The organism is Sinorhizobium sp. CB7 (genome assembly GCF_041357635.1).
Taxonomy (GTDB): Bacteria; Pseudomonadota; Alphaproteobacteria; order Rhizobiales; family Rhizobiaceae; genus Rhizobium.
The window spans coordinates 224,910-242,922 of record NZ_JAULLL010000006.1; the positions used below are offsets into that span (position 1 = coordinate 224,910).

Here is an 18,013-nt window from a genome sequence, read left to right on the forward strand (position 1 = left end):
CTCAGGCTCCTCCGAACTGGCGGACACGCGGGTCAAGCAGGGCGAGCAGCATGTCCGCGATGATGTTGCCGACGATAAGCGTCGCGGCAAGCACCATCATGAAGGTGGCTGTGACATAGACGTCCCCGACGGCCATCGAGCCGACGATTGCCGGTCCCACCGTCGGCAGCGCGAAGACGATTGCCGTCTCGATCTCGCCGGTCAACATGTAGGGAAGGACGACGCCCTGATACATGACCAGCGGATGCAGCGCATTCGGCACGGCATGGCGCATGACGACCGCCCCGCCGGTCAGGCCCTTAGCCTTGGCGGTCTCGACATATTGCGCATTCAGCGTATCGAGCAGATTGCCGCGCATGATGCGCATGTTGTAGGCGAGCCCACCGAAGGTCGCGATCGCGACGACCGGCCAGACGTGGCTGACGAGATCGACGAATTTCGCCCAGGACCACGGCGCTCCGCCATATTGCGGCGAGAAGAAGCTGCCGATCTCCGAAACATTGAACTGGAAGACGAGGAGATAGACGATGATCAGCGCCATCAGAAAGCGCGGCACCGTCATGCCGAGAAAGGAGACGGCCGACAGCACGCTGTCGACCCAGGAATATTGCCGCGTCGCCGCCCAGATACCGAAGCCGATACCGAGCACGGAGGCAAAGAGGTGGCAGACCAGAGCAAGAAGCAGCGTGCGCGGCAGGCGCTCGGCGACAACCTCGGCCACGGGTTTGTTGTAATAGAGGCTGTAACCGAAATCACCGCGGGTGAAGATACCGGCAATCCAGTTCAGATACTGGATGGCAATCGGTTTATCGAGGCCATGCTCGACACGATAGGCCTGCGCCTGCGCCTCGGCCTGAGCATAGGATGCACCGCCCTGGTTGATGAGCTGCGAGCGGATGTAGTCGGCGTAGTCACCGGGTGGCGCCTGAATGATTGCGAATGTCACCACGCTCAGGATCAAGAGCACCGGTATGGCGGAGGCTATGCGCACGAGCAGGAATCGTAACATCGGACGGTTCGCTTCTCCTTGCCGCCACCGCTCCAATCAGCGCGGCCGGTTTGTTGGTTATGTCCGGCCGCGCACCACGCGCGACCGGAAGCTCAGTTACATTTGGGAGGGAGCTCTAATTTGTCGGACCCTTTTCTCCCGGCTTTCCGGGAAGCGTTTCGGGGAAAAGTTCGTACTTGCCCTGCTTGTCGGCAGCCACCCACAAGCGCTCGCGGATGACAGAGTCTTCAGCCCAGTTGAACATGAAAATCGGTGTGCCTTGGGGAATGTTCGAGAAGCGCTTGTTGATGATCAACGCACCCGGATATTCCGTGAGGCCGACAGTGTAGACATGTTCCGTCGAGATCTTCTGGAACTGTTTCATCAGGTTGACGCGTTCATCGTTGTTCTGCGAGGCCGTGAACTTGCTGATGATATCCACCAGTTCCTTCTCAAAGGGCATCAGATCGACCTCGCCATTTTCCGGAGCACGATGGTTCCAGCTTGTCCGTGGACCAACGGGAGCCAATTGCTCGGTGTTTTGCACGACCGAGGAGAGTTCGGTGTCGTTGCGTCGCAACAGCCAGTCGAAGCGTCCGGAATAGTTGGCGGCATCACGCTGATTGCCGTTGAGCCCGTTGATGATGACGCGAAGCCCGAGCTTCTCCATCTGGCCGACAACACCTTCCGCAAGGCTCTTGTCGGTCGTGTAGTCGTTGTTGACGAGCATCACGATCTCGACATTCTTGCCGCCTGCCGTGCCGGCTGGGAAATTCACGAAGCCATCGCCATCCGTGTCCTTGAGGCCTGCCTTCGCAAGCTCAGCCTTGGCGCCTTCGAGATCAAAGGGATAATAGACGGTCGAGTTCCGGTCATAGAAGCTCGTGCCGGAGGAGATGCCGCCTGGATAAATTGCCGTGAACGGTCCCTTAACAAGCGAGTCCCCGATCGCCTTGCGATCGATCGCCATCGTCACAGCCTTGCGAAAATCCTCGTTGCGGTTGAGCTCACGGATTGCCTGCCCCCGTTCGTCCGGGTTACCCCAGCCGTTGGCGGAGAAGTTCATACGCAGGTTATAGCCGATCAGGCGGGGGCCGAAGGCGAGACGGGCCGGAGCAGTCTTCTCCGCAGCGCGCTTCAGCGAAGCAACGAAGTTTTCCGGCTGCTCGAGGTTGGAGATGTCGCCGGAACCGGCAACCGCCTGCACATCGCGGTCGGCCCAGGTCGATAGTTTATATTGCAGCTCATTGAGATAGGGGAGCTGATTGCCCTTCTCGTCGACCTTCCAGTAATAGGGATTTCGGCGCATGACGATGATGTCGTCCGGACGGTATTCGACCGGCACCCAGGCACCCATCACTGGCATATTCATGAATTCCGGTGGGAACGCGTTCTTGAACTGCTCGTATGTGTTCTTCGAATATTTCGGATGTTGCGGCTTCAGGATATGCGAAGGACCGGGGCAGAAGGTGCCGTAAGCCATCGCGTAAAGGTACTGTTTCGGGAAAGCTTCCTTGAAGGTCCATTCGACGGTGTAGTCGTCGATCTTCTTCAGTGTCGTACCCGCACCGAAGGTCTCCGGTGTCGCACCGTTCAGTGGAGAAACATTCGGATCGAGAACTTCGTCCTCCCAGTAGAACATCAGGTCGTCGGCGCCAAAAGGTGCGCCATCGGACCATTTCGCACCTTCGATCAGGTGCATCGTCAACTTGTGGCCATCCTCAGACCATTCCCAGCTTTTGGCGAGATTCGGAAGCGGCTCGGTATCCTTGGCCTCCACCTGAAAAAGCGGTCCGGTCCGCGTCAGGCATTCGGAAAGCCCGATATCGATACCGCCCCAGCCCTGGGTCTGGCCGGCGCCATAGTTCCAGCCTTCCGGGCGCCCGCCAATCACGTGACGCATCGTGTCGCCATAGACGCCAATGCCGTCGGGCATGTTCCCGGTTTTGTAGACGAGCGGCTCTTTCGGAAGCCGGTCCTTCAGAGGCGGCAGCTTGCCGGTCTTTTCGAATTTTTCCGTGACCCAGTCCGGCTGGTGGTATTCGGGCAGCGCCTTGAACTCCAGAATGGAATCCCGCTCCACATATTTGATCTTGCCTTCGGCGGGAAAGGCCGCCGGTTCCGGCGGGATGGTCGGCTCGGATGCATAGGCATTCAGAGCCGCGGCCGAGACGCTCAGCGCCAGCCCGGCAAGAATGCCAATGTTGCGGAAATTCGTCATCGTCTCTCCCTCCTCTTTGGAGCGCTCACGACGCTCCTTTTCTCCTCAAACGAAGCGAAAGCGGGCTCGCCTGCAGGGGATTTCCCTCCCGGAATTCCGCTGTTGCCCTCCTCCACGAGAATCAGCCGGTCTGTTTCAGCGCCGCCTTCTCGGCGCGCAGTTCCTCGATCGAACGGATATTGCGTCGCGCGGCACCTGCCCAGTCGCGGGTCTGCACCTTCGATTTCAAAAGCCGCTCCCTGGCCGCAGGAACCGCATCGGCATATTGCGGCAGCCAGCGGGCCTGGGCGACCACCATCTCGTCCACCATCTGCCAGACTTCTTCCGGCGTCGACACGGCGCCCACCAGCGGATCGTGCAGCACGGCAAGCTTCAGGAGGTCGATATCGCCGCTGATTGCCGCATGCACCGACATGCGCTGCACGTTAATCGACGAGATGCAGGTGGCCGCACAGGCTTCCGGCAGCGTGATGCCCGAAACCATGTTGATGCCGAAGCGATCGACGAAGCCCGGCGACTCGATGATAGCGTCGGATGGCAGGTTGGTGATGACGCCATTGTTCTTGACGTTGAAATGGCCGCGATAGACCCGGTTCGTTTCCAATGCTTCGAGAATATGGCTTGCATGCTCGTTGGAACGCCGCGAAGGATCGATCGGCCTAGAAGCGGATTCGAGAAATTGCGGGAATTCGGTTTCGAACCAGTTGCGCGTTTCCGTCGAGTGACGCAGATAACCGCCGGTCTCGCCATGGATCCAGTCGGACATGTCGATCCATTTGGTGATTTCGTCCGGCCGCTTGCGATACCAGGGCAGATATTCGGAAAGATGGCCATTGCTTTCGGTCGAGTAGACGCCAAAACGCTTCAGGACGTCGATGCGCAACTTCTCCTGCTGCGAATAGACAGGGTGTGCCTCGAAGGCGGAGACCAGCTCGTCCTTGCCGATCTTGCGGCCATTGAGGCGAAGATCGATGAACCAGGTCTGATGATTGATGCCTGAGCAAATATAGTCGAGCTCGCTAGCTGATTTGGCGCCAAGCACCTCGGCGATCTGCTCGGCGCCGTGCTGAACGCCGTGGCAAAGGCCGACAGTATCGACCTTTCCGTATTCGATGGCCGCCCAGGTGTTCATGGCCATCGGATTGGCATAGTTCAGGAATTTCGCCCCAGTCTCGGCGACCTCGCGGATATCCTTGCAGAAGTCGAGAATGACCGGGATGTTGCGCTGGCCATAGAGAATACCGCCGGCGCAGATCGTGTCGCCGACACATTGGTCGATGCCGTATTTCAAGGGAATGCGGATGTCGTCGGCATAGGCTTCGAGACCGCCGACCCTGACGCAGCTGATGACATAGCGCGCACCTTCGAGGGCCTTGCGACGATCGGTCGTCGCAGTCACCCTGGTCGGCAGATTGTTGGCTTCGACTATCCTGTCGAGGAGCGTCTTGATCATCCCGAGGTTATGTTCGCTAAGGTCGGTCAGCGCGAATTCGATGTCCTTGAGTTCGGGAACGCACAGGATGTCCGTGAAAAGCTTCTTGGTGAAGCCGACGCTGCCCGCACCGATGATAGCGATTTTGAAACTCATGACCTTCACCTCGATCAGACCGAATGCTAAATGGAAGAGCGTAAAGGAGGAGCGCGCCACATGCACGCGCATGCAGTTCGTAAATCCAGAATTTCTGCCTGTTTTCCTCCCGATCGGCTGGTCCGACCGTGGTCTCTTCCTCTTGTCGAAGGGGATTATGCCTAAATTCGAGATGGCGAACAGAGAAGGATTATGCTTTTGAGGGTAATTTTGTGCTGCAAGATTTGATCGCCAACGGGCAGGCGATGAAAACGATTTCGCTGCCGCACCGCCGCCAGCGTCTGCACGCAATGCCGACCAGCGCTGGCTACGAAGTCCGTCAAAACGAGACCTATGACTGGGATGGACGGCGGCGCGGCCAGACGCCGTTTACCGTGCTTCAGCACACGATCAGCGGTCTCGGGCGTCTGAGATACCAGAACCGCAATTATAAGCTTCGGGCCGGCGATACGTTTCTGGTGCTTGTCCCTCACAATCATCGCTATTGGCTCGAAAAAGGCGACCGCTGGGAATATTTCTGGATTTCCATGAACGGCGAAGAGACCTTGCGCATTCACAAGCTGGTGCTTGCGGCCACCGGTCCCGTGCTCCGGCTGCAACCTGCCACAATCGACCATCTGGCCGATTGCAGCCTGCGTCTTGTCAGAGGCGCGACATCGCCGGGTGCTGCCTCGGCAATCGCCTATGAGGCGGCGATGGCACTTTATGACGATGTCTTCGGCTCACAGGCACTCGCCGATAATCCGAGCGCCATGCAGCCGGTGATCGATCACATCAACGCCAATCTGGACAAACCCCTTCCGGTCGGAGAGCTGGCCGCGATCCTGGGTCTCAGCAGGGCGCACTTTTCCCGCAGCTTCGCCGAAAGCGAAGGCATACCGCCGGCCGAATTCGTGCTGCAGCAGCGCCTGCAGCGTGCGGTAAAACTGTTGACGAGGGCTGATTTTCTACCAGTGAAGGAAGTCGCAATCATGTGCGGCTTCGAGGATGCCAACTATTTCTCCAAAGTCTTCCGACGCATTTACGGCACCAACCCAACCGAGTTCCGCACGACCGGCATGTATGCCAGCCTTGAGAAGGCTCGCTAATCACCCAGTGGAACCGCGAGATGTGGATCGACGCGGAGCGTCCGCGCGTCGATCCAGCGAAACCATGGGATGAGATTCAAACATTCACGAACGTTTCTGGAGGACGCCGTAGACGATGTTTCGATTCTCGCCGAACCACACGCTGGCCTCGACGTCAGCCCCGTCGATGCTCGCATTGGCAATATTCCACATGTCAGTCTCCGAGCGCAGCAGCAGCGCCCAGTTCATGAACGTCTCCATGTAGCCATCGACACCGATCTCGCGGGCGAAATTGGCGAAAAGGAAGACACCGTTGGGCTTCAACATCTGCAGACATCTCTGGGTGAGCTTCACGGCGACATTGTCGGGAAGGTAATCATAAAGACCCGCCGCATAGACGAAGTCGAATTGCCCGAGTTTATGTGCTCTGGTCAGGATACCCCGGACGGAACCGTCGATCGCCTCGACGCAGGTCCCCCTGAAGTCGCGCGTGATCGACCCGACACTGAGTGGATCCTGATCGAGCGCGACCCATCGCTTGATCCGCCGCTCCTGCAACGCAATCGAGCGGTTGGCTTCACGCAGATGGCCTGAGGCGATCGTAAGGATTTCCGTCTCGGGTCCTCGCGTCGCGGCGATCTCGTCGACATGCCGCGTCAGAATATCACGTCTTTCCCGCACGGCGACCGACGACGAAGCGTCCTTCGTGTAGTCGTAGAGCGCTCGTCCAACCGGCGTGGCCTTTGCGACCACCTCAGCGACGCTTTCGTGACCATAGATGAAGTCGAGCAATTGAGCATCGCCCGAATAGCCTCTGGGCTTTTCGAAAGACCAACGGGTGAAGGGGTCCTGGAGAAAGAACTGCGATACCGGATGGCTCTGTGCGATCGGTATCAGCTCTTGCCAGACGCTGGGATGGAACTTGGCACGGGTGTCATGAAGCGCCCCGGCGAGGCGGTCAATTATCTTTGCCGGTTCCACGCCTTGATCGAACTGTTGTTGTGCGATGTGCAAGATCAGGACAAGTTCTGCTTTTCCGGTCTCAAGCTGCTCATGAAAGAGGTTGGTTTTTAACGAAGTAAATTCGGCTGCTATTGCTTCAGGGGTAATAAGACTTTCGCCATCAAACGCAATCTGAAGTTGGCTCACGCAGGACCCTTTCGTAATTGTCTTGTTAACAAAACATTAACTATAGGTAGTGGATGCGTGTCGCACGACTCGATTTGTACAATTTGATGTAATAGAGATAAAATTCCCGTCATGCGTTTCTTTTTGGCTACACTTTTCGGCTCGGCCGCCGACTGGCCCATTTTAACGAGAACTTCATGAGTGCTTTCTACTATGCCGTAAAGTGCTGCATGTCATTGTTGTCGTGCCTGACGTAATGGAGGGCGGGTTTGGAGTCTCCAGCGTTCAGCGATGCAAGAGCGACACCGGATTTTCGTTGACCGCAACCCGCGATGGATCAGTGCATGAAGCACCTGTTGGCCGATGTAGCCGAGATAGATCTGCATGAGCATTCCCAGCGGCCGCAGCCCGCCGAGCTTCACATTCTCTATCGAAAGGAAGGGGAGGCCGCGCGAAGGACGGCCACGCGGCAGGGACTGTGGATCGCAGTCGTGGTCTATCTCTTGTTCTCAATCCCCGACATATTGCTGACTCCGGACGTCGCCCCCTACACTATTGCGGCGCGCTTTGCCGTCGGTGCGATCGCAATCGTCGTCTTCGAAACACTATTCCATACGAACGCCAGGACGGACTGGCTCGACTGGACCTGTGCGGCGGCGCTTGTTTGCGGATATGCCGGCTGGCTGTATCCGACGACCTTCAGCGAGCAAACCCAAAGCGTCTCTTACTACATGATCTTTGGAGCCATCTTCATGATGGGCGCCAATCTGTTCTTCAGCTTTCAGTTTCGCCTTTCGGTGATAACGTCCAGTATCGTTCTCGCCATCTTCGCTGTTGCGCTATTTTCCTTTCCGGAAAACGTTCCCTATCGGCTCGCCTTCGGGACTTTCTACGTCTCATGCTTCGTGTTCACCTCCTATGTAAATTGGAAGCTGAACAGGGAGCGTTACAACGTCTTCCTGAATGCCCTCGAGGCAAAAATTCAGCATAACGAGGCGTCGGAACGCGGAAAGGCGCTGCTGAGGCTCTCGAACACCGATCCTCTGACTGGCCTCGACAATCGCCGCGCGGTTGACGAGAAGCTGCGGGAATACTGGAACGACTGGCAAAAACTTGGCAGGCGTTTTGCGGCGATCCTCATCGATGTCGACTTCTTCAAGAAATACAATGACTGTTATGGTCATCAGGGCGGTGACCACTGCCTCGTTCTTGTCGCCAATTCTCTCAAGGATTCAATTGTCCGGTTCAACGGCTCAATCGGGCGCTATGGCGGCGAAGAATTCATCGTCATCGCCCCCGTAGAGACCAGGGAACAGTTGGCGGAGTTAGCAGAATCCATTTGTCGCACGGTGAAGGACCTTGCTCTGGTGCACGAACAGCGACGGGACGGTGTATCGATTGTGACGGTCAGTGTCGGTGCGGCCTTCACGAGGGATCAAACCGGTTCAAAGCTCGAGAAGATCATTCATGAAGCCGACCGCGCGCTCTATGCGGCGAAGGCAAATGGCCGCAACTGTGCCCGGCTTTTCGATCCAGACGATCCACTGAGCAGCGATGAGAGCGAGAATATCGCGGCTCTTCTGAAAATCGCGATCGACCAAAATCTCGTATCGCTTGTTTATCAGCCCATCCAGAGTGTCGCATCAGGTCGTGTCGAGGCCGTCGAGGCGCTGATGCGCCTCAAGATGCTGGATGGCACGCCCGTATCTCCGGGCCTTTTCATTCCCGTCGCAGAGCGAACCGGCGCCATTCTGAACCTCGGACGCTGGGCGATACGAGCGGTGTGCCGTGAACTCCTGGCTGACAATCATGTCCCCGTCGTTAGCGTCAACGTCTCGCCAATTCAGCTGAAGGCGCCCGGTTTCGCATCTTCCGTGGCGGCCATTCTGGGAGAGACCGGCGTGAGCGGCGACAGGTTGGCGCTCGAAATCACCGAAGGGCTTGAGATGGAGATGCATTCGGACATCCTCCGCTGCATCAGCGATCTGAAGACCTTGGGGATCAGGATATGGCTTGACGACTTCGGGACCGGCTTTGCAGGTCTGTCATGGCTTCGTCTGATCGAATTCGACACGGTGAAGATCGATCGATCATTCCTTCACGACTGCGCCATTCCGAAGGGCCGGGCCATGCTTCAAGACATCATCGCCCTCATCCGAAATCGTGGCCATAAGATTCTGGTGGAAGGCGTCGAAACCGACGAGCAGCTGGCGCTGATGCGCGAATTTCGCATAGACCAGGTCCAGGGCTTCCATGTCGGCCGTCCGGCGCCAGCGGAGAATTTCCGGGCGATCCCGCCCAGTGGCACCCTCCGAACGTATCTACTGCGACCGGCATAAGCTCCGTGTCCATGGGAGCACCTCTTGCCGCGTGTGCAAATTGCGTCGGCAAGCGAAATTGCATTCACGGCAAGATCAACGAAGGCTATAGCTTCCATCGCCGATCAACCCGCATTGGACTCGAGCCCATGACCGACACCGTTACCGATCGCTTCCTCCGTTATGTCGTCATCGACACGCAATCCGATCCGAACTCACCGACACAGCCCTCCACTGACAAGCAGAGAAACCTTGGCCGTGTGCTGGTCGAAGACCTCTTGAGGATCGGCCTGTCCGATGCGCATATCGACGAGCACGGCTACGTTTACGCAACAGTTCCATCAAATGTCGACAAGCCAGTACCGGTCATCTGCTTCTGTTCGCACATGGATACCGCACCTGACTTCACCGGAACAAACGTGAAGCCGCAAATCGTGCGCAACTACAGCGGCGGCGACATACGCCTTGTTGGCGATCCACAACAGGTCATTCGCGTCAGCGACAATCCAGCCCTTCGGGACCAGATCGGCAACGATATCATCACGACCGACGGCACGACGCTTCTTGGCGCCGACGACAAGGCCGGTCTCGCCGAAATCATCACCGCGGCGCAAGTCCTGATCGACAATCCGGATATTAGGCACGGGACAATCAAACTCCTCTTCACGCCGGATGAGGAGATAGGGCGTGGCGTGGACAAGGTCGATCTCGCAAAGCTTGGAGCGCAATTCGCCTACACCGTCGATGGTGAAACCCCCGGCTATGTCGAGGATGAGACGTTCTCGGCCGATCGCGTCGACATCGCCGTCCAGGGAGTCGCGATCCATCCCGGTTTTGCCAAGGGAAAAATGGAGAACGCGATCAAGATCGCGGGCGCGATCATCAATCGGCTGCCGAAGGAGACGGCTCCGGAGACAACGTCCGACAGAGAAGGCTTCGTTCATCCGACGGGTGTGGCCGGCTCCATGGAAAAGGCGATCCTCAGCTTCATTATCCGCGACTTCGAAGAGAATGGCCTCGCCGCCAAGGAAACAATGCTTGAGGCGCTGGCAAAGGAGGTCATGGCGGATTATCCGGGCTCCTCCTACACATTCAAGGTCACGCAGCAGTACCGCAATATGAAACCTATCCTGGACCGTCACCCCGAGATCGTCGATCACGCCATCGAGGCGATCCGACGTGCCGGGATGGTGCCGGTGCGTGGCAGCATTCGCGGCGGCACCGATGGCTCCCGGCTGTCCTTCATGGGGCTGCCCTGCGCCAATCTCTTTGCCGGCGGCCATGCCTTTCACTCACCGCTGGAATGGATCAGCCGGCAGGACATGGAGAGGGCCGTAAAGACCCTGGTCGAACTGGCGAAAATCTGGGAAGAGCGGACTTAAGCACCCTGATGAATCTTGCGTGAAGGAGCGTAAAGCAGTCTATTGGTTCGAATACCTTAAGAAGCAGGCCGGCGGTCTCGCGCAACGCGATGAATGACACGATATCTCCCGAAACCCATGCACCCGCCGACACCGCTGACGTCGTCATCGTCGGCGCAGGCGCGGCGGGAATTGCCGCGGCAAGGCATCTCTTGGGAAAACGGCCGGATCTGAACGTCGTAGTCCTCGAGGCCTCCTCACGCGTCGGCGGCCGGGCGCTGAGCATCAGGCCCGAGGCGCTGGCCGGCCAGGCCATCGACCTTGGATGCGGCTGGTTCCACGGTTCCCACGGCAACGAGTGGCTGCGCATCGCGCGCGATATGGGCTTTACGATAGACGAAACTCCGGCGCCCTGGAACGATCCCGACAGAAGATATGTCGTCGGCGATGCCACAGCGGAATCTTTGGCAAGGCAAGCCATCAATTCCTTTTTCTTGCAGCTCCACCAATATGACACGGCATCGTCCGATGCCGCATGGAGCGATGCGGTTCCTGCAGGCAGCCGCTGGACTTCGCGCTTCGAAATGATCGCAAGCATGATGAACGGCAGCGATATGGCCCATTCATCAATCGCCGATTTTCAGAATTACGAACCTGGCGAGGGCCCCGATATCCGAACAGTGGATGGCTACGGAACCGTCGTTGCCGCCTACAGCGCACCTTTGAACATCCATCTCGAAACCGCCGTGTCAACGATTGACCACAACGGCGCCAAGTGCATCGCAATCACGACAAACCGCGGTGTCTTCAAAGCGACCGCAGTGATCGTGACCGTCTCGACGATGATGCTGTCCAGAGAAACTGTCCGCTTTGATCCACCCTTGGCCTCCAAGATCGAAGCGGCATCGAACCTGCCGCTCGGGAAAGTGAACAAGTTGTTCCTGGCGGGTGCGCCCGCAGATCTACCCCGCGACAAGAATCTCCTCGGAACGCATGGACGCACAGGCGCAGTCACCTATCAAATCAGGCCCTTCGGCATCGGAGCGATAGAGGCCTATATCGGGGGACAGCTCGCGGAGGATCTCGAGCGGGCCGGCGAGCAGGCGGCGGCCGCGTTTGCGATCGACGAACTCGTGGCTTATTTCGGCAGTGATCTGCGGCAAAAGCTGTCTTTTGCCGCAATGTCCGGCTGGTGCGGCAATCCCTGGATCGGAGGGGCGTATTCATATGCTTTGCCCGGTCAGGCATTGCAACGCGACGTTCTCTCGGAACCCGTTGACGGACGTCTGTTTTTTGCCGGCGAAGCCTGCCCGCCGGGGAAGTTTTCGACAGCGCATGGCGCTTACGAGTCCGGGGTCGAGGCGGCCGAGGCCGCTATGATACGTTTTTCTCGATAACAGCCATTAGCCGACTTCCTGTTCGGCGTTCCGACGAGTGTCGGCGATAACCGCCGTATCACCCAGCCGCCTGCGTCAAGACGGACAGGAAGGGGCTTGATGTAATCGCCCGGGAAAGATGTCATGATCGATTGAGGGAGGAATTCGAGTCATGACGCCATCTGCTACGGAGTTAGTGGACCATTTACTGGCGATATCACGCGCATTCGCCGGACATATCGATCCCGGCGCGGCATTTCGCGCAACTGCAGTCGAGATCGGGACGCTTCTGCCGCACGACCATATGGATATCGCGGTGTTATTGCACGATGGCCGCAGCCACATCTGCTACGAGGCTGGCTGCTATACGAGCTGGAGCGCTTTGGCTCAGCACCCGCTTCCCGTCGACATCAGTCCCGTGCGCGCCGTACTGCGCGGCGAGCTGCCCTACTTGCTGACGGATGACGCGTTGAAGGATCCGCGTTTCCATTTCGCCGGAGCGCTCGACGGACCGATCTTCACGGCCGAACTGCGCAGCCGCATCATCGTGCCATTGCGAGCGCGCGGCAATATCGTCGGTGCGCTCAACATCAGTCGCCATGAGCCGGCTCGCTATACGCTTTCCGACCTGGAGATCGCCCAGCACTGCGCCGAGTTCATCGCGCCTTATATTTTCGCGCTGATCCAGAGCGAAGAAGCACGCCGCGCCATGCTGGCCGAGAGCGAGGCGCGAAACCGGGAGGAACTCCTGCGGGTCGGTGCGTCGCGTTTGACGGAGGGCATGGAACGCGAGCGGCGGCGTATCGCGATGGATCTGCACGACCAGACACTCGCTGATCTCGCCAGGGTCGCGCGGCAGGTATCGGCGCTCAATCGGCAAGGTGTGGCGGGTGCCGCCCAGCTTGCCGAGCTGGAGCGCGAGATCGTCAACTGCCTCACCGAACTGCGCCACATCGTCGACGATATGCGGCCGAGCGTGCTCGAACTTTTCGGCCTGCGCGACGCCATCGAAGCGCATCTGAACCGCAGCGTCAGCCGTGCCACACCGTCGATCGCCGTTCGCATCCACGACATCAGCGATGGCGCGGCGGATATGCTTCCGGAGCGGACGTTGACGGCGATCTACCGGATTGCGCAGGAGGCCATCAACAATGCCGTTCGCCATGGCGCCCCACGTCGCATCGAGGTCCGCATAGAGGCCACTCCAGCGGTGCTGCGCGTGGTTATCACTGACGATGGTACCGGTTGCGGGAACGTCGATCCGCAGGCCAGCGGCGGAATTGGTCACATGCACACGCGCGCCGCCCTGATCGACGCCAGGCTCCGTGTCGGCAGGGCGAACCGAAGGGGCGGCACTCGAGTGGCGATCGAGGTTGCCCGCGAGTACTGTCCTCCTGCGTCTCTGCCTTCGGACGTGCCGGCGGAAGCTATGGAGAGCCTGTAGATGCTGGTCATGGTCGCGGAGGATGATGGTCTGCATCGTGCGTTCGTGCGCAGCACGATCGAGCATCTATGGTCCGACGGCGTCGAGATTATCGAGGCCAGCAGCGGCGATGTCGCCATCGATATCGCACGACGGCGCGAGCCGCCCTATGTGGTGCTCGATCTGCAATTGCCCAAGGCGACTGGCATCGAGGTCGCCCGCTCGATCTGGAGCAGGCGGGCGGATACCCACATCCTGTTCTGGTCGAACTTCGCCGACGAATCCTATGTACGCGGCGTCGCGCGCATCGTACCCCCGGGTACAGTCTACGGTTATGTGCTGAAGTCGACATCGGAAGAAGGGATGCGCTCGGCATTGCGGGGGGTCTTTGCCGAAGGCCACTGCATCATCGACCGTGAAGTGCGCGGCATTCAGCATCGCGTCCAGGATCGCCTGGAGGGCATCACCGACAGCGAATATGAAAGCCTTCTGGATGTGGCGCTCGGCTTGACCGATAAGGCGATCGCCGCGCGCCGCGGGCTTTCGACGCGCGGCGCCCAGGCTCGCATCCGGCACCTCTACGAAAAGCTGGGTGTCGCCATGCCAGAGGAAGGAGCCGCCGAAAGCAGCTCGGTTTTCAATAGCCGAACGAGGGCGATCTATCTCGCGCTTGCCCGCGGCCTCATCAATGTCGATGCCTTGAGGCGGGAACAAGAAAATCTCGACAAATGGCTGGACCACGCGCCGCCGTCGGCACGAGACCCATAGAGCAATTCTTCCGCAGGCGATCAGCCGCTCGCGCGGCCGATCCAGGAAGATCCATGCGGTCTGCGACGGTCGCGGATGCGCCGCCGCTGCAAGCTATGCCGCGCGCGACACCTTTCGGCCAAGTTCTCTCTGTGTGCCCATCTGGAACCGGGCCAGCAGTTCGGAAAGACGGCCGCTTTCTTCGGCGAGACCTTGTCCGGCGGCATTCATCTCTTCAACCATCGCGGCATTCTGCTGCGTGACCTGATCCATATGGTTCACGGATGTATTGATTTCCGAAAGACCGGATGCCTGCTCCTTGGCCGCAATCGCGATCGCTTCCATATGCTGGTTTATCGCCACGACCAGTTGCGCGATTTCCTTCAAACCGTCACCGGTATTGTTCACCAGGGTAACACCCTGATTGACCGCAGCCTCTGAGTTGCCAATCAGCGTTTTGATTTCCTTCGCTGCCTGAGCCGAGCGCTGGGCAAGCTCACGAACTTCCTGAGCGACAACCGCAAAGCCCTTGCCGGCTTCACCCGCACGGGCTGCCTCGACGCCCGCGTTCAATGCGAGAAGGTTTGTTTGGAACGCGATTTCATCGATAACACCGATGATGTTGCTGATCTGACTGGATGCAGTTTCGATCTTCTGCATGGCATCGACGGCATTCGATACCACTTCCCTGGAGGTTTCGGCGCGAGCGCTCGCATGACGGACCATCTCGCGCGCCTCGCTGGCGCGTTCCGATGTCTGTTTGACATTGGTCGTGACCTGCTCCAGCGCGGCGGCCGTTTCTTCGAGTGATGCAGCCTGCTGTTCCGTGCGCTTGGAAAGCTGATCCGACGCGGTCGAGATTTCGCCACTGCCGCTGCGAACGCTGCGCGCTGTCTGGCTTACGCTTTCAAGAGCGGTGCGCAGTTGGTGCACCGAATTGTTGAAGTCGTGGCGAAGGGATTCAAACTGTTCGCTGAAGACCTCGTCGATCTCGCACATCATATCGCCGGAAGCGAGACGCTTGAGACCATTGGCGAGCCCCGATGTCGCCTGCGTCAGGCGCTCTTCTGCCTCCCGCTCCGCCTTTTGCTGGATAGCGATACGCTCGATCTCGGACGCTTGACGCGAACGCTCCGCCTCTTCTTCCAGATCCTTGTTGTGAAGCGCAGCTTGCTTGAACACTTCGACCGCACGGGCCATCTCGCCGATTTCATCGGATCTGTTGGCGCCGGAGATGACGACCGACAGATCACCGCTCGCCAGCTTGCGCATAACGGCCGTCAGCATGCTGATGGGATTGGCGATGCGGAAAATCACCATCATGATTCCTGCGATCGACAGAGCAAATATAAGGACCGTGGCAACGCTATAAATAATGATCGATCTCGTAGCAGCCGAAACATTTTCGGCCGTTGTGTTTGTCATCTCTGTCAGCGCCGCCGATGCGATGTCTGCGAGCGAAGCCTGCGCCGGGCCTGCAGGTTTGCGCCAGTCGTCGACAGCCATGTTCATCGGCTGACCGGCCTGGAATGACTTGAGCGCTGTTACCCGCTGATCCGCATATGGTCCGGCAAAATAGGTCGTCTGTGCGATATCATACAACTTCACAAGTTTATCTGGCGTCGCAGGGCTACGCACGATCTGAGTGATGACACTCCACGCAAAATTTACCTTCGCATCCAGGAGAGCGATGTCGGCGAGCTTGCCGGCAGGCAGAGGTTCCTTGGCGATAATTGCGCCCACCAATGTTGAGTTTGCCGATCCGGCATAGGTGCGGGTCGACCATGCAAGCGCGCGAAGCTGCGTGAACATCATCATTCCGGGCTCGCGTGCATTGATGGTAGCCTCGACTTCATTGGCGGCCTTTTCGAGGTCGGCCAGCATCTTGTCCGCAAGCGCCAGAGCCTGTGGGGCCAAGGCCGGGTCACGATTGGCGACAGGTAGTTTGAGAGCCGCATCAATCTGCTGCCGGGACGAAACCCATTGATTGTAATCCTCTAGAATTGGGGAAACCGCTGTCCGCAGCGTGGTCAAATCGATGTCGCCAATCAGGTCCTTGGCCGCCGCGAGCGCGGGATCGACGCTCTTTCGCCCGGTCTCGAGATTGACGAGGCTGGATTGCGTTTCAGAAGGTTCGAGTTTGATGGCCGAGGAAATAGCGCCGCGCTCACCGCGCAATCCGAGCAGCGCATCGAACAGCCTTGCGTCGAGCTGGGCCAGTTGCGAAAGCTGTGTGGAATTCTGATAAACGCTAATTTCCTGCTGCAGCATTCTGCCGACAAGACCAATGACTGCGACGCTTAACCCCACAAAGGCAAAGACCAAAGTGTGCTTGATCGAAATTTTCACTTTATTACCCCCATAAAAGCAATCACTGCCTGAATTATGCGTCCGCAAAGCCCATCAAAATGCTTCTCGCAGCAACAGCGATAGCCATAACGACCCCCGGCGTTCAAAGATGCTGTAAGCTTGGGGGAAAACGATAAAAATTGAATTAAACGCTAGCTAAGTTATCATACAAGTTGCCGGCAACTCGCAGTTTCCTCGTGACACGACCCTTGATCGGACCGCCGCCATCTTGGGTCGGGGGCGTGATCGTCAGTGTGCGAATGCACACTCGGCTCTGCGTCTTGCACCCTTTCGGCTATCAAAGATGCATGTCTAACTGAGGACCATAAGCTATAAGAACATGAGGGAGACCGCCCGATGCCCTTCGTCAATATCCAGATTCTCAAAGGTCATTCCCAGGAGCGCAAGAACGAGATTGCGCGCCGTGTCACCGAAGCCGTCAGCGAGGTGGCCGAGCTGCCCAGGGAAGCGATCTGGGTCGTGTTCGAGGATGTCGCGGCATCCGATTGGTATGTCGCCGGCAGGACGGCCGAAAAGTCGGCGAGCTGATCATGGCGACGAGCAGCCGCAATCCGGGATTCGTCGATGTGGTGGGCGATGCCGCACTGGAAACAGTGAAAAGCGGCATGGGCTTTACCGAAGGTCCGGTCTGGCACCCTTACGAAAAATGGCTGGTCTTCAGCGACATGCCAGAAAATCGCTTGTATATCCGCCGCCCGTCCGGCGAAATCGAGGAATTTCGCAGGCCGAGCAACAAGGCGAACGGCAATACGCTCGATCGCGAGGGTCGGCTTCTCACCTGCGAGCACGCGACGAGCCGTGTCACGCGTCTCGAGCCGGATGGATCGACCACCGTGCTTGCCACCCATTACCAGGACAGGGAACTGAACAGCCCGAACGACATCGTGGTGGCGACAGGGGGCGCGATCTATTTCACCGACCCGACCTTCGGTCGCATGGAATATTACGGGATGCCGCGGCCGCAGGACCTGTCGTTTCAGGGCGTCTATCGTGTCAACCCCGATGGGTCGGGATTGACCCTTCTCGTCTCCGATTTCGCTCAGCCGAACGGCCTCTGCTTCTCTCTTGATGAATCGCGGCTCTTCATCAACGATACCGAGCGTCAGCATATTCGTGTCTTCAACATCACATCGCGGGGGGAAGTTACGGGCGGCGCGGTCTGGGCAGAAACCACGGGCAAGGAACCTGGTGCACCCGACGGCATGAAAATCGACAGCTGTGGCAATGTCTATTGCTGCGGACCGGGCGGCATCCATGTCTTCGATCCGTCCGGCGATCATCTCGGTACTATCCGTACGCCCGAACCGACTGCCAATTTCACCTTCGGTGACGATGATTTGAAGAGCCTGTATATTACCGCCTCGAGCTCGCTGCACAGGCTGCGCGTGCGGGTGCCAGGACTGCGATTGTTCTGAACATCCGGGGC

At 58.4% G+C, this 18,013-nt stretch carries 13 protein-coding genes; 8 read left to right on the forward strand and 5 right to left on the reverse strand.

The features are described 5' to 3' along the window. Position 1 precedes the first annotated feature (1 nt). From AAE029_RS13610 to AAE029_RS13620, 3 genes are all read right to left on the reverse strand, one after another. The gene (locus AAE029_RS13610; RefSeq protein WP_371073384.1) at positions 2-1,009 is read right to left on the reverse strand and encodes an ABC transporter permease; all 1,008 of its coding nucleotides are present in this window, start codon (positions 1,007-1,009) and stop codon (positions 2-4) included. Positions 1,010-1,124: 115 nt separating this feature from the next. Next, a complete protein-coding gene (locus AAE029_RS13615) occupies positions 1,125-3,209 on the reverse strand; it encodes an ABC transporter substrate-binding protein (protein WP_371073385.1) in 2,085 nt (694 codons plus the stop codon). 121 nt (positions 3,210-3,330) lie between these two features. Beyond that, entirely contained in the window at positions 3,331-4,797 is a 1,467-nt protein-coding gene (locus AAE029_RS13620; RefSeq protein WP_371073386.1) for an alpha-glucosidase/alpha-galactosidase, read from the reverse strand. Between the two features lie 212 nt (positions 4,798-5,009). Here AAE029_RS13620 and AAE029_RS13625 point away from each other — a divergent pair, with 212 nt between their 5' ends. Continuing rightward, on the forward strand, positions 5,010-5,885 hold the full coding sequence (locus tag AAE029_RS13625) for an AraC family ligand binding domain-containing protein (protein ID WP_371073387.1): 876 nt from the start codon (positions 5,010-5,012) through the stop codon (positions 5,883-5,885). An 84-nt stretch (positions 5,886-5,969) separates the two neighbouring features. On the opposite strand, the gene AAE029_RS13630 is transcribed toward AAE029_RS13625, so the two are convergent. Beyond that, positions 5,970-7,013 carry a class I SAM-dependent methyltransferase gene (locus AAE029_RS13630; protein ID WP_371073388.1) on the reverse strand — a complete coding sequence of 348 codons (1,044 nt, stop codon included), beginning with the start codon at positions 7,011-7,013 and terminating at the stop codon, positions 5,970-5,972. Between the two features lie 323 nt (positions 7,014-7,336). Here AAE029_RS13630 and AAE029_RS13635 point away from each other — a divergent pair, with 323 nt between their 5' ends. The 5 genes from AAE029_RS13635 to AAE029_RS13655 all read left to right on the forward strand — a co-directional run bounded on the left by AAE029_RS13635 (position 7,337) and on the right by AAE029_RS13655 (position 14,238). Next, entirely contained in the window at positions 7,337-9,331 is a 1,995-nt protein-coding gene (locus AAE029_RS13635; RefSeq protein WP_371073389.1) for a putative bifunctional diguanylate cyclase/phosphodiesterase, read from the forward strand. Positions 9,332-9,459: 128 nt separating this feature from the next. Continuing rightward, entirely contained in the window at positions 9,460-10,692 is a 1,233-nt protein-coding gene (gene pepT / locus AAE029_RS13640) for a peptidase T (protein WP_371073390.1), read from the forward strand. 89 nt (positions 10,693-10,781) lie between these two features. Further along, on the forward strand, positions 10,782-12,068 hold the full coding sequence (locus AAE029_RS13645) for a flavin monoamine oxidase family protein (protein ID WP_371073391.1): 1,287 nt from the start codon (positions 10,782-10,784) through the stop codon (positions 12,066-12,068). Between the two features lie 151 nt (positions 12,069-12,219). After that, complete coding sequence (locus AAE029_RS13650; protein ID WP_371073392.1) at positions 12,220-13,491, forward strand: GAF domain-containing sensor histidine kinase; 1,272 nt, start codon at positions 12,220-12,222, stop codon at positions 13,489-13,491. After that, complete coding sequence (locus AAE029_RS13655) at positions 13,492-14,238, forward strand: response regulator (RefSeq protein ID WP_371073393.1); 747 nt, start codon at positions 13,492-13,494, stop codon at positions 14,236-14,238. Positions 14,239-14,331: 93 nt separating this feature from the next. On the opposite strand, the gene AAE029_RS13660 is transcribed toward AAE029_RS13655, so the two are convergent. Further along, entirely contained in the window at positions 14,332-16,566 is a 2,235-nt protein-coding gene (locus AAE029_RS13660) for a methyl-accepting chemotaxis protein (protein WP_371073394.1), read from the reverse strand. A 357-nt stretch (positions 16,567-16,923) separates the two neighbouring features. Here AAE029_RS13660 and AAE029_RS13665 point away from each other — a divergent pair, with 357 nt between their 5' ends. Both AAE029_RS13665 and AAE029_RS13670 read left to right on the forward strand, forming a co-directional pair. Further along, entirely contained in the window at positions 16,924-17,115 is a 192-nt protein-coding gene (locus AAE029_RS13665) for a 4-oxalocrotonate tautomerase family protein (protein WP_371073395.1), read from the forward strand. Between the two features lie 2 nt (positions 17,116-17,117). After that, positions 17,118-18,002 (forward strand): SMP-30/gluconolactonase/LRE family protein, encoded by an 885-nt coding sequence (locus AAE029_RS13670; protein ID WP_371073396.1) that lies wholly within the window; start codon positions 17,118-17,120, stop codon positions 18,000-18,002. The last annotated feature ends 11 nt before the right edge of the window (positions 18,003-18,013 follow it).

Bases quoted from the DNA above. Each gene is read 5' to 3' on its own strand.
- AAE029_RS13610 (WP_371073384.1), bottom strand. From the start codon at position 1,009: ATGTTACGATTCCTGCTCGTGCGCATAGCCTCCGCCATACCGGTGCTC.
- AAE029_RS13615 (WP_371073385.1), bottom strand. From the start codon at position 3,209: ATGACGAATTTCCGCAACATTGGCATTCTTGCCGGGCTGGCGCTGAGC.
- AAE029_RS13620 (WP_371073386.1), bottom strand. From the start codon at position 4,797: ATGAGTTTCAAAATCGCTATCATCGGTGCGGGCAGCGTCGGCTTCACC.
- AAE029_RS13635 (WP_371073389.1), top strand. From the start codon at position 7,337: ATGAAGCACCTGTTGGCCGATGTAGCCGAGATAGATCTGCATGAGCAT.
- pepT (WP_371073390.1), top strand. From the start codon at position 9,460: ATGACCGACACCGTTACCGATCGCTTCCTCCGTTATGTCGTCATCGAC.
- AAE029_RS13645 (WP_371073391.1), top strand. From the start codon at position 10,782: ATGAATGACACGATATCTCCCGAAACCCATGCACCCGCCGACACCGCT.
- AAE029_RS13650 (WP_371073392.1), top strand. From the start codon at position 12,220: ATGACGCCATCTGCTACGGAGTTAGTGGACCATTTACTGGCGATATCA.
- AAE029_RS13655 (WP_371073393.1), top strand. From the start codon at position 13,492: ATGCTGGTCATGGTCGCGGAGGATGATGGTCTGCATCGTGCGTTCGTG.
- AAE029_RS13665 (WP_371073395.1), top strand. From the start codon at position 16,924: ATGCCCTTCGTCAATATCCAGATTCTCAAAGGTCATTCCCAGGAGCGC.
- AAE029_RS13670 (WP_371073396.1), top strand. From the start codon at position 17,118: ATGGCGACGAGCAGCCGCAATCCGGGATTCGTCGATGTGGTGGGCGAT.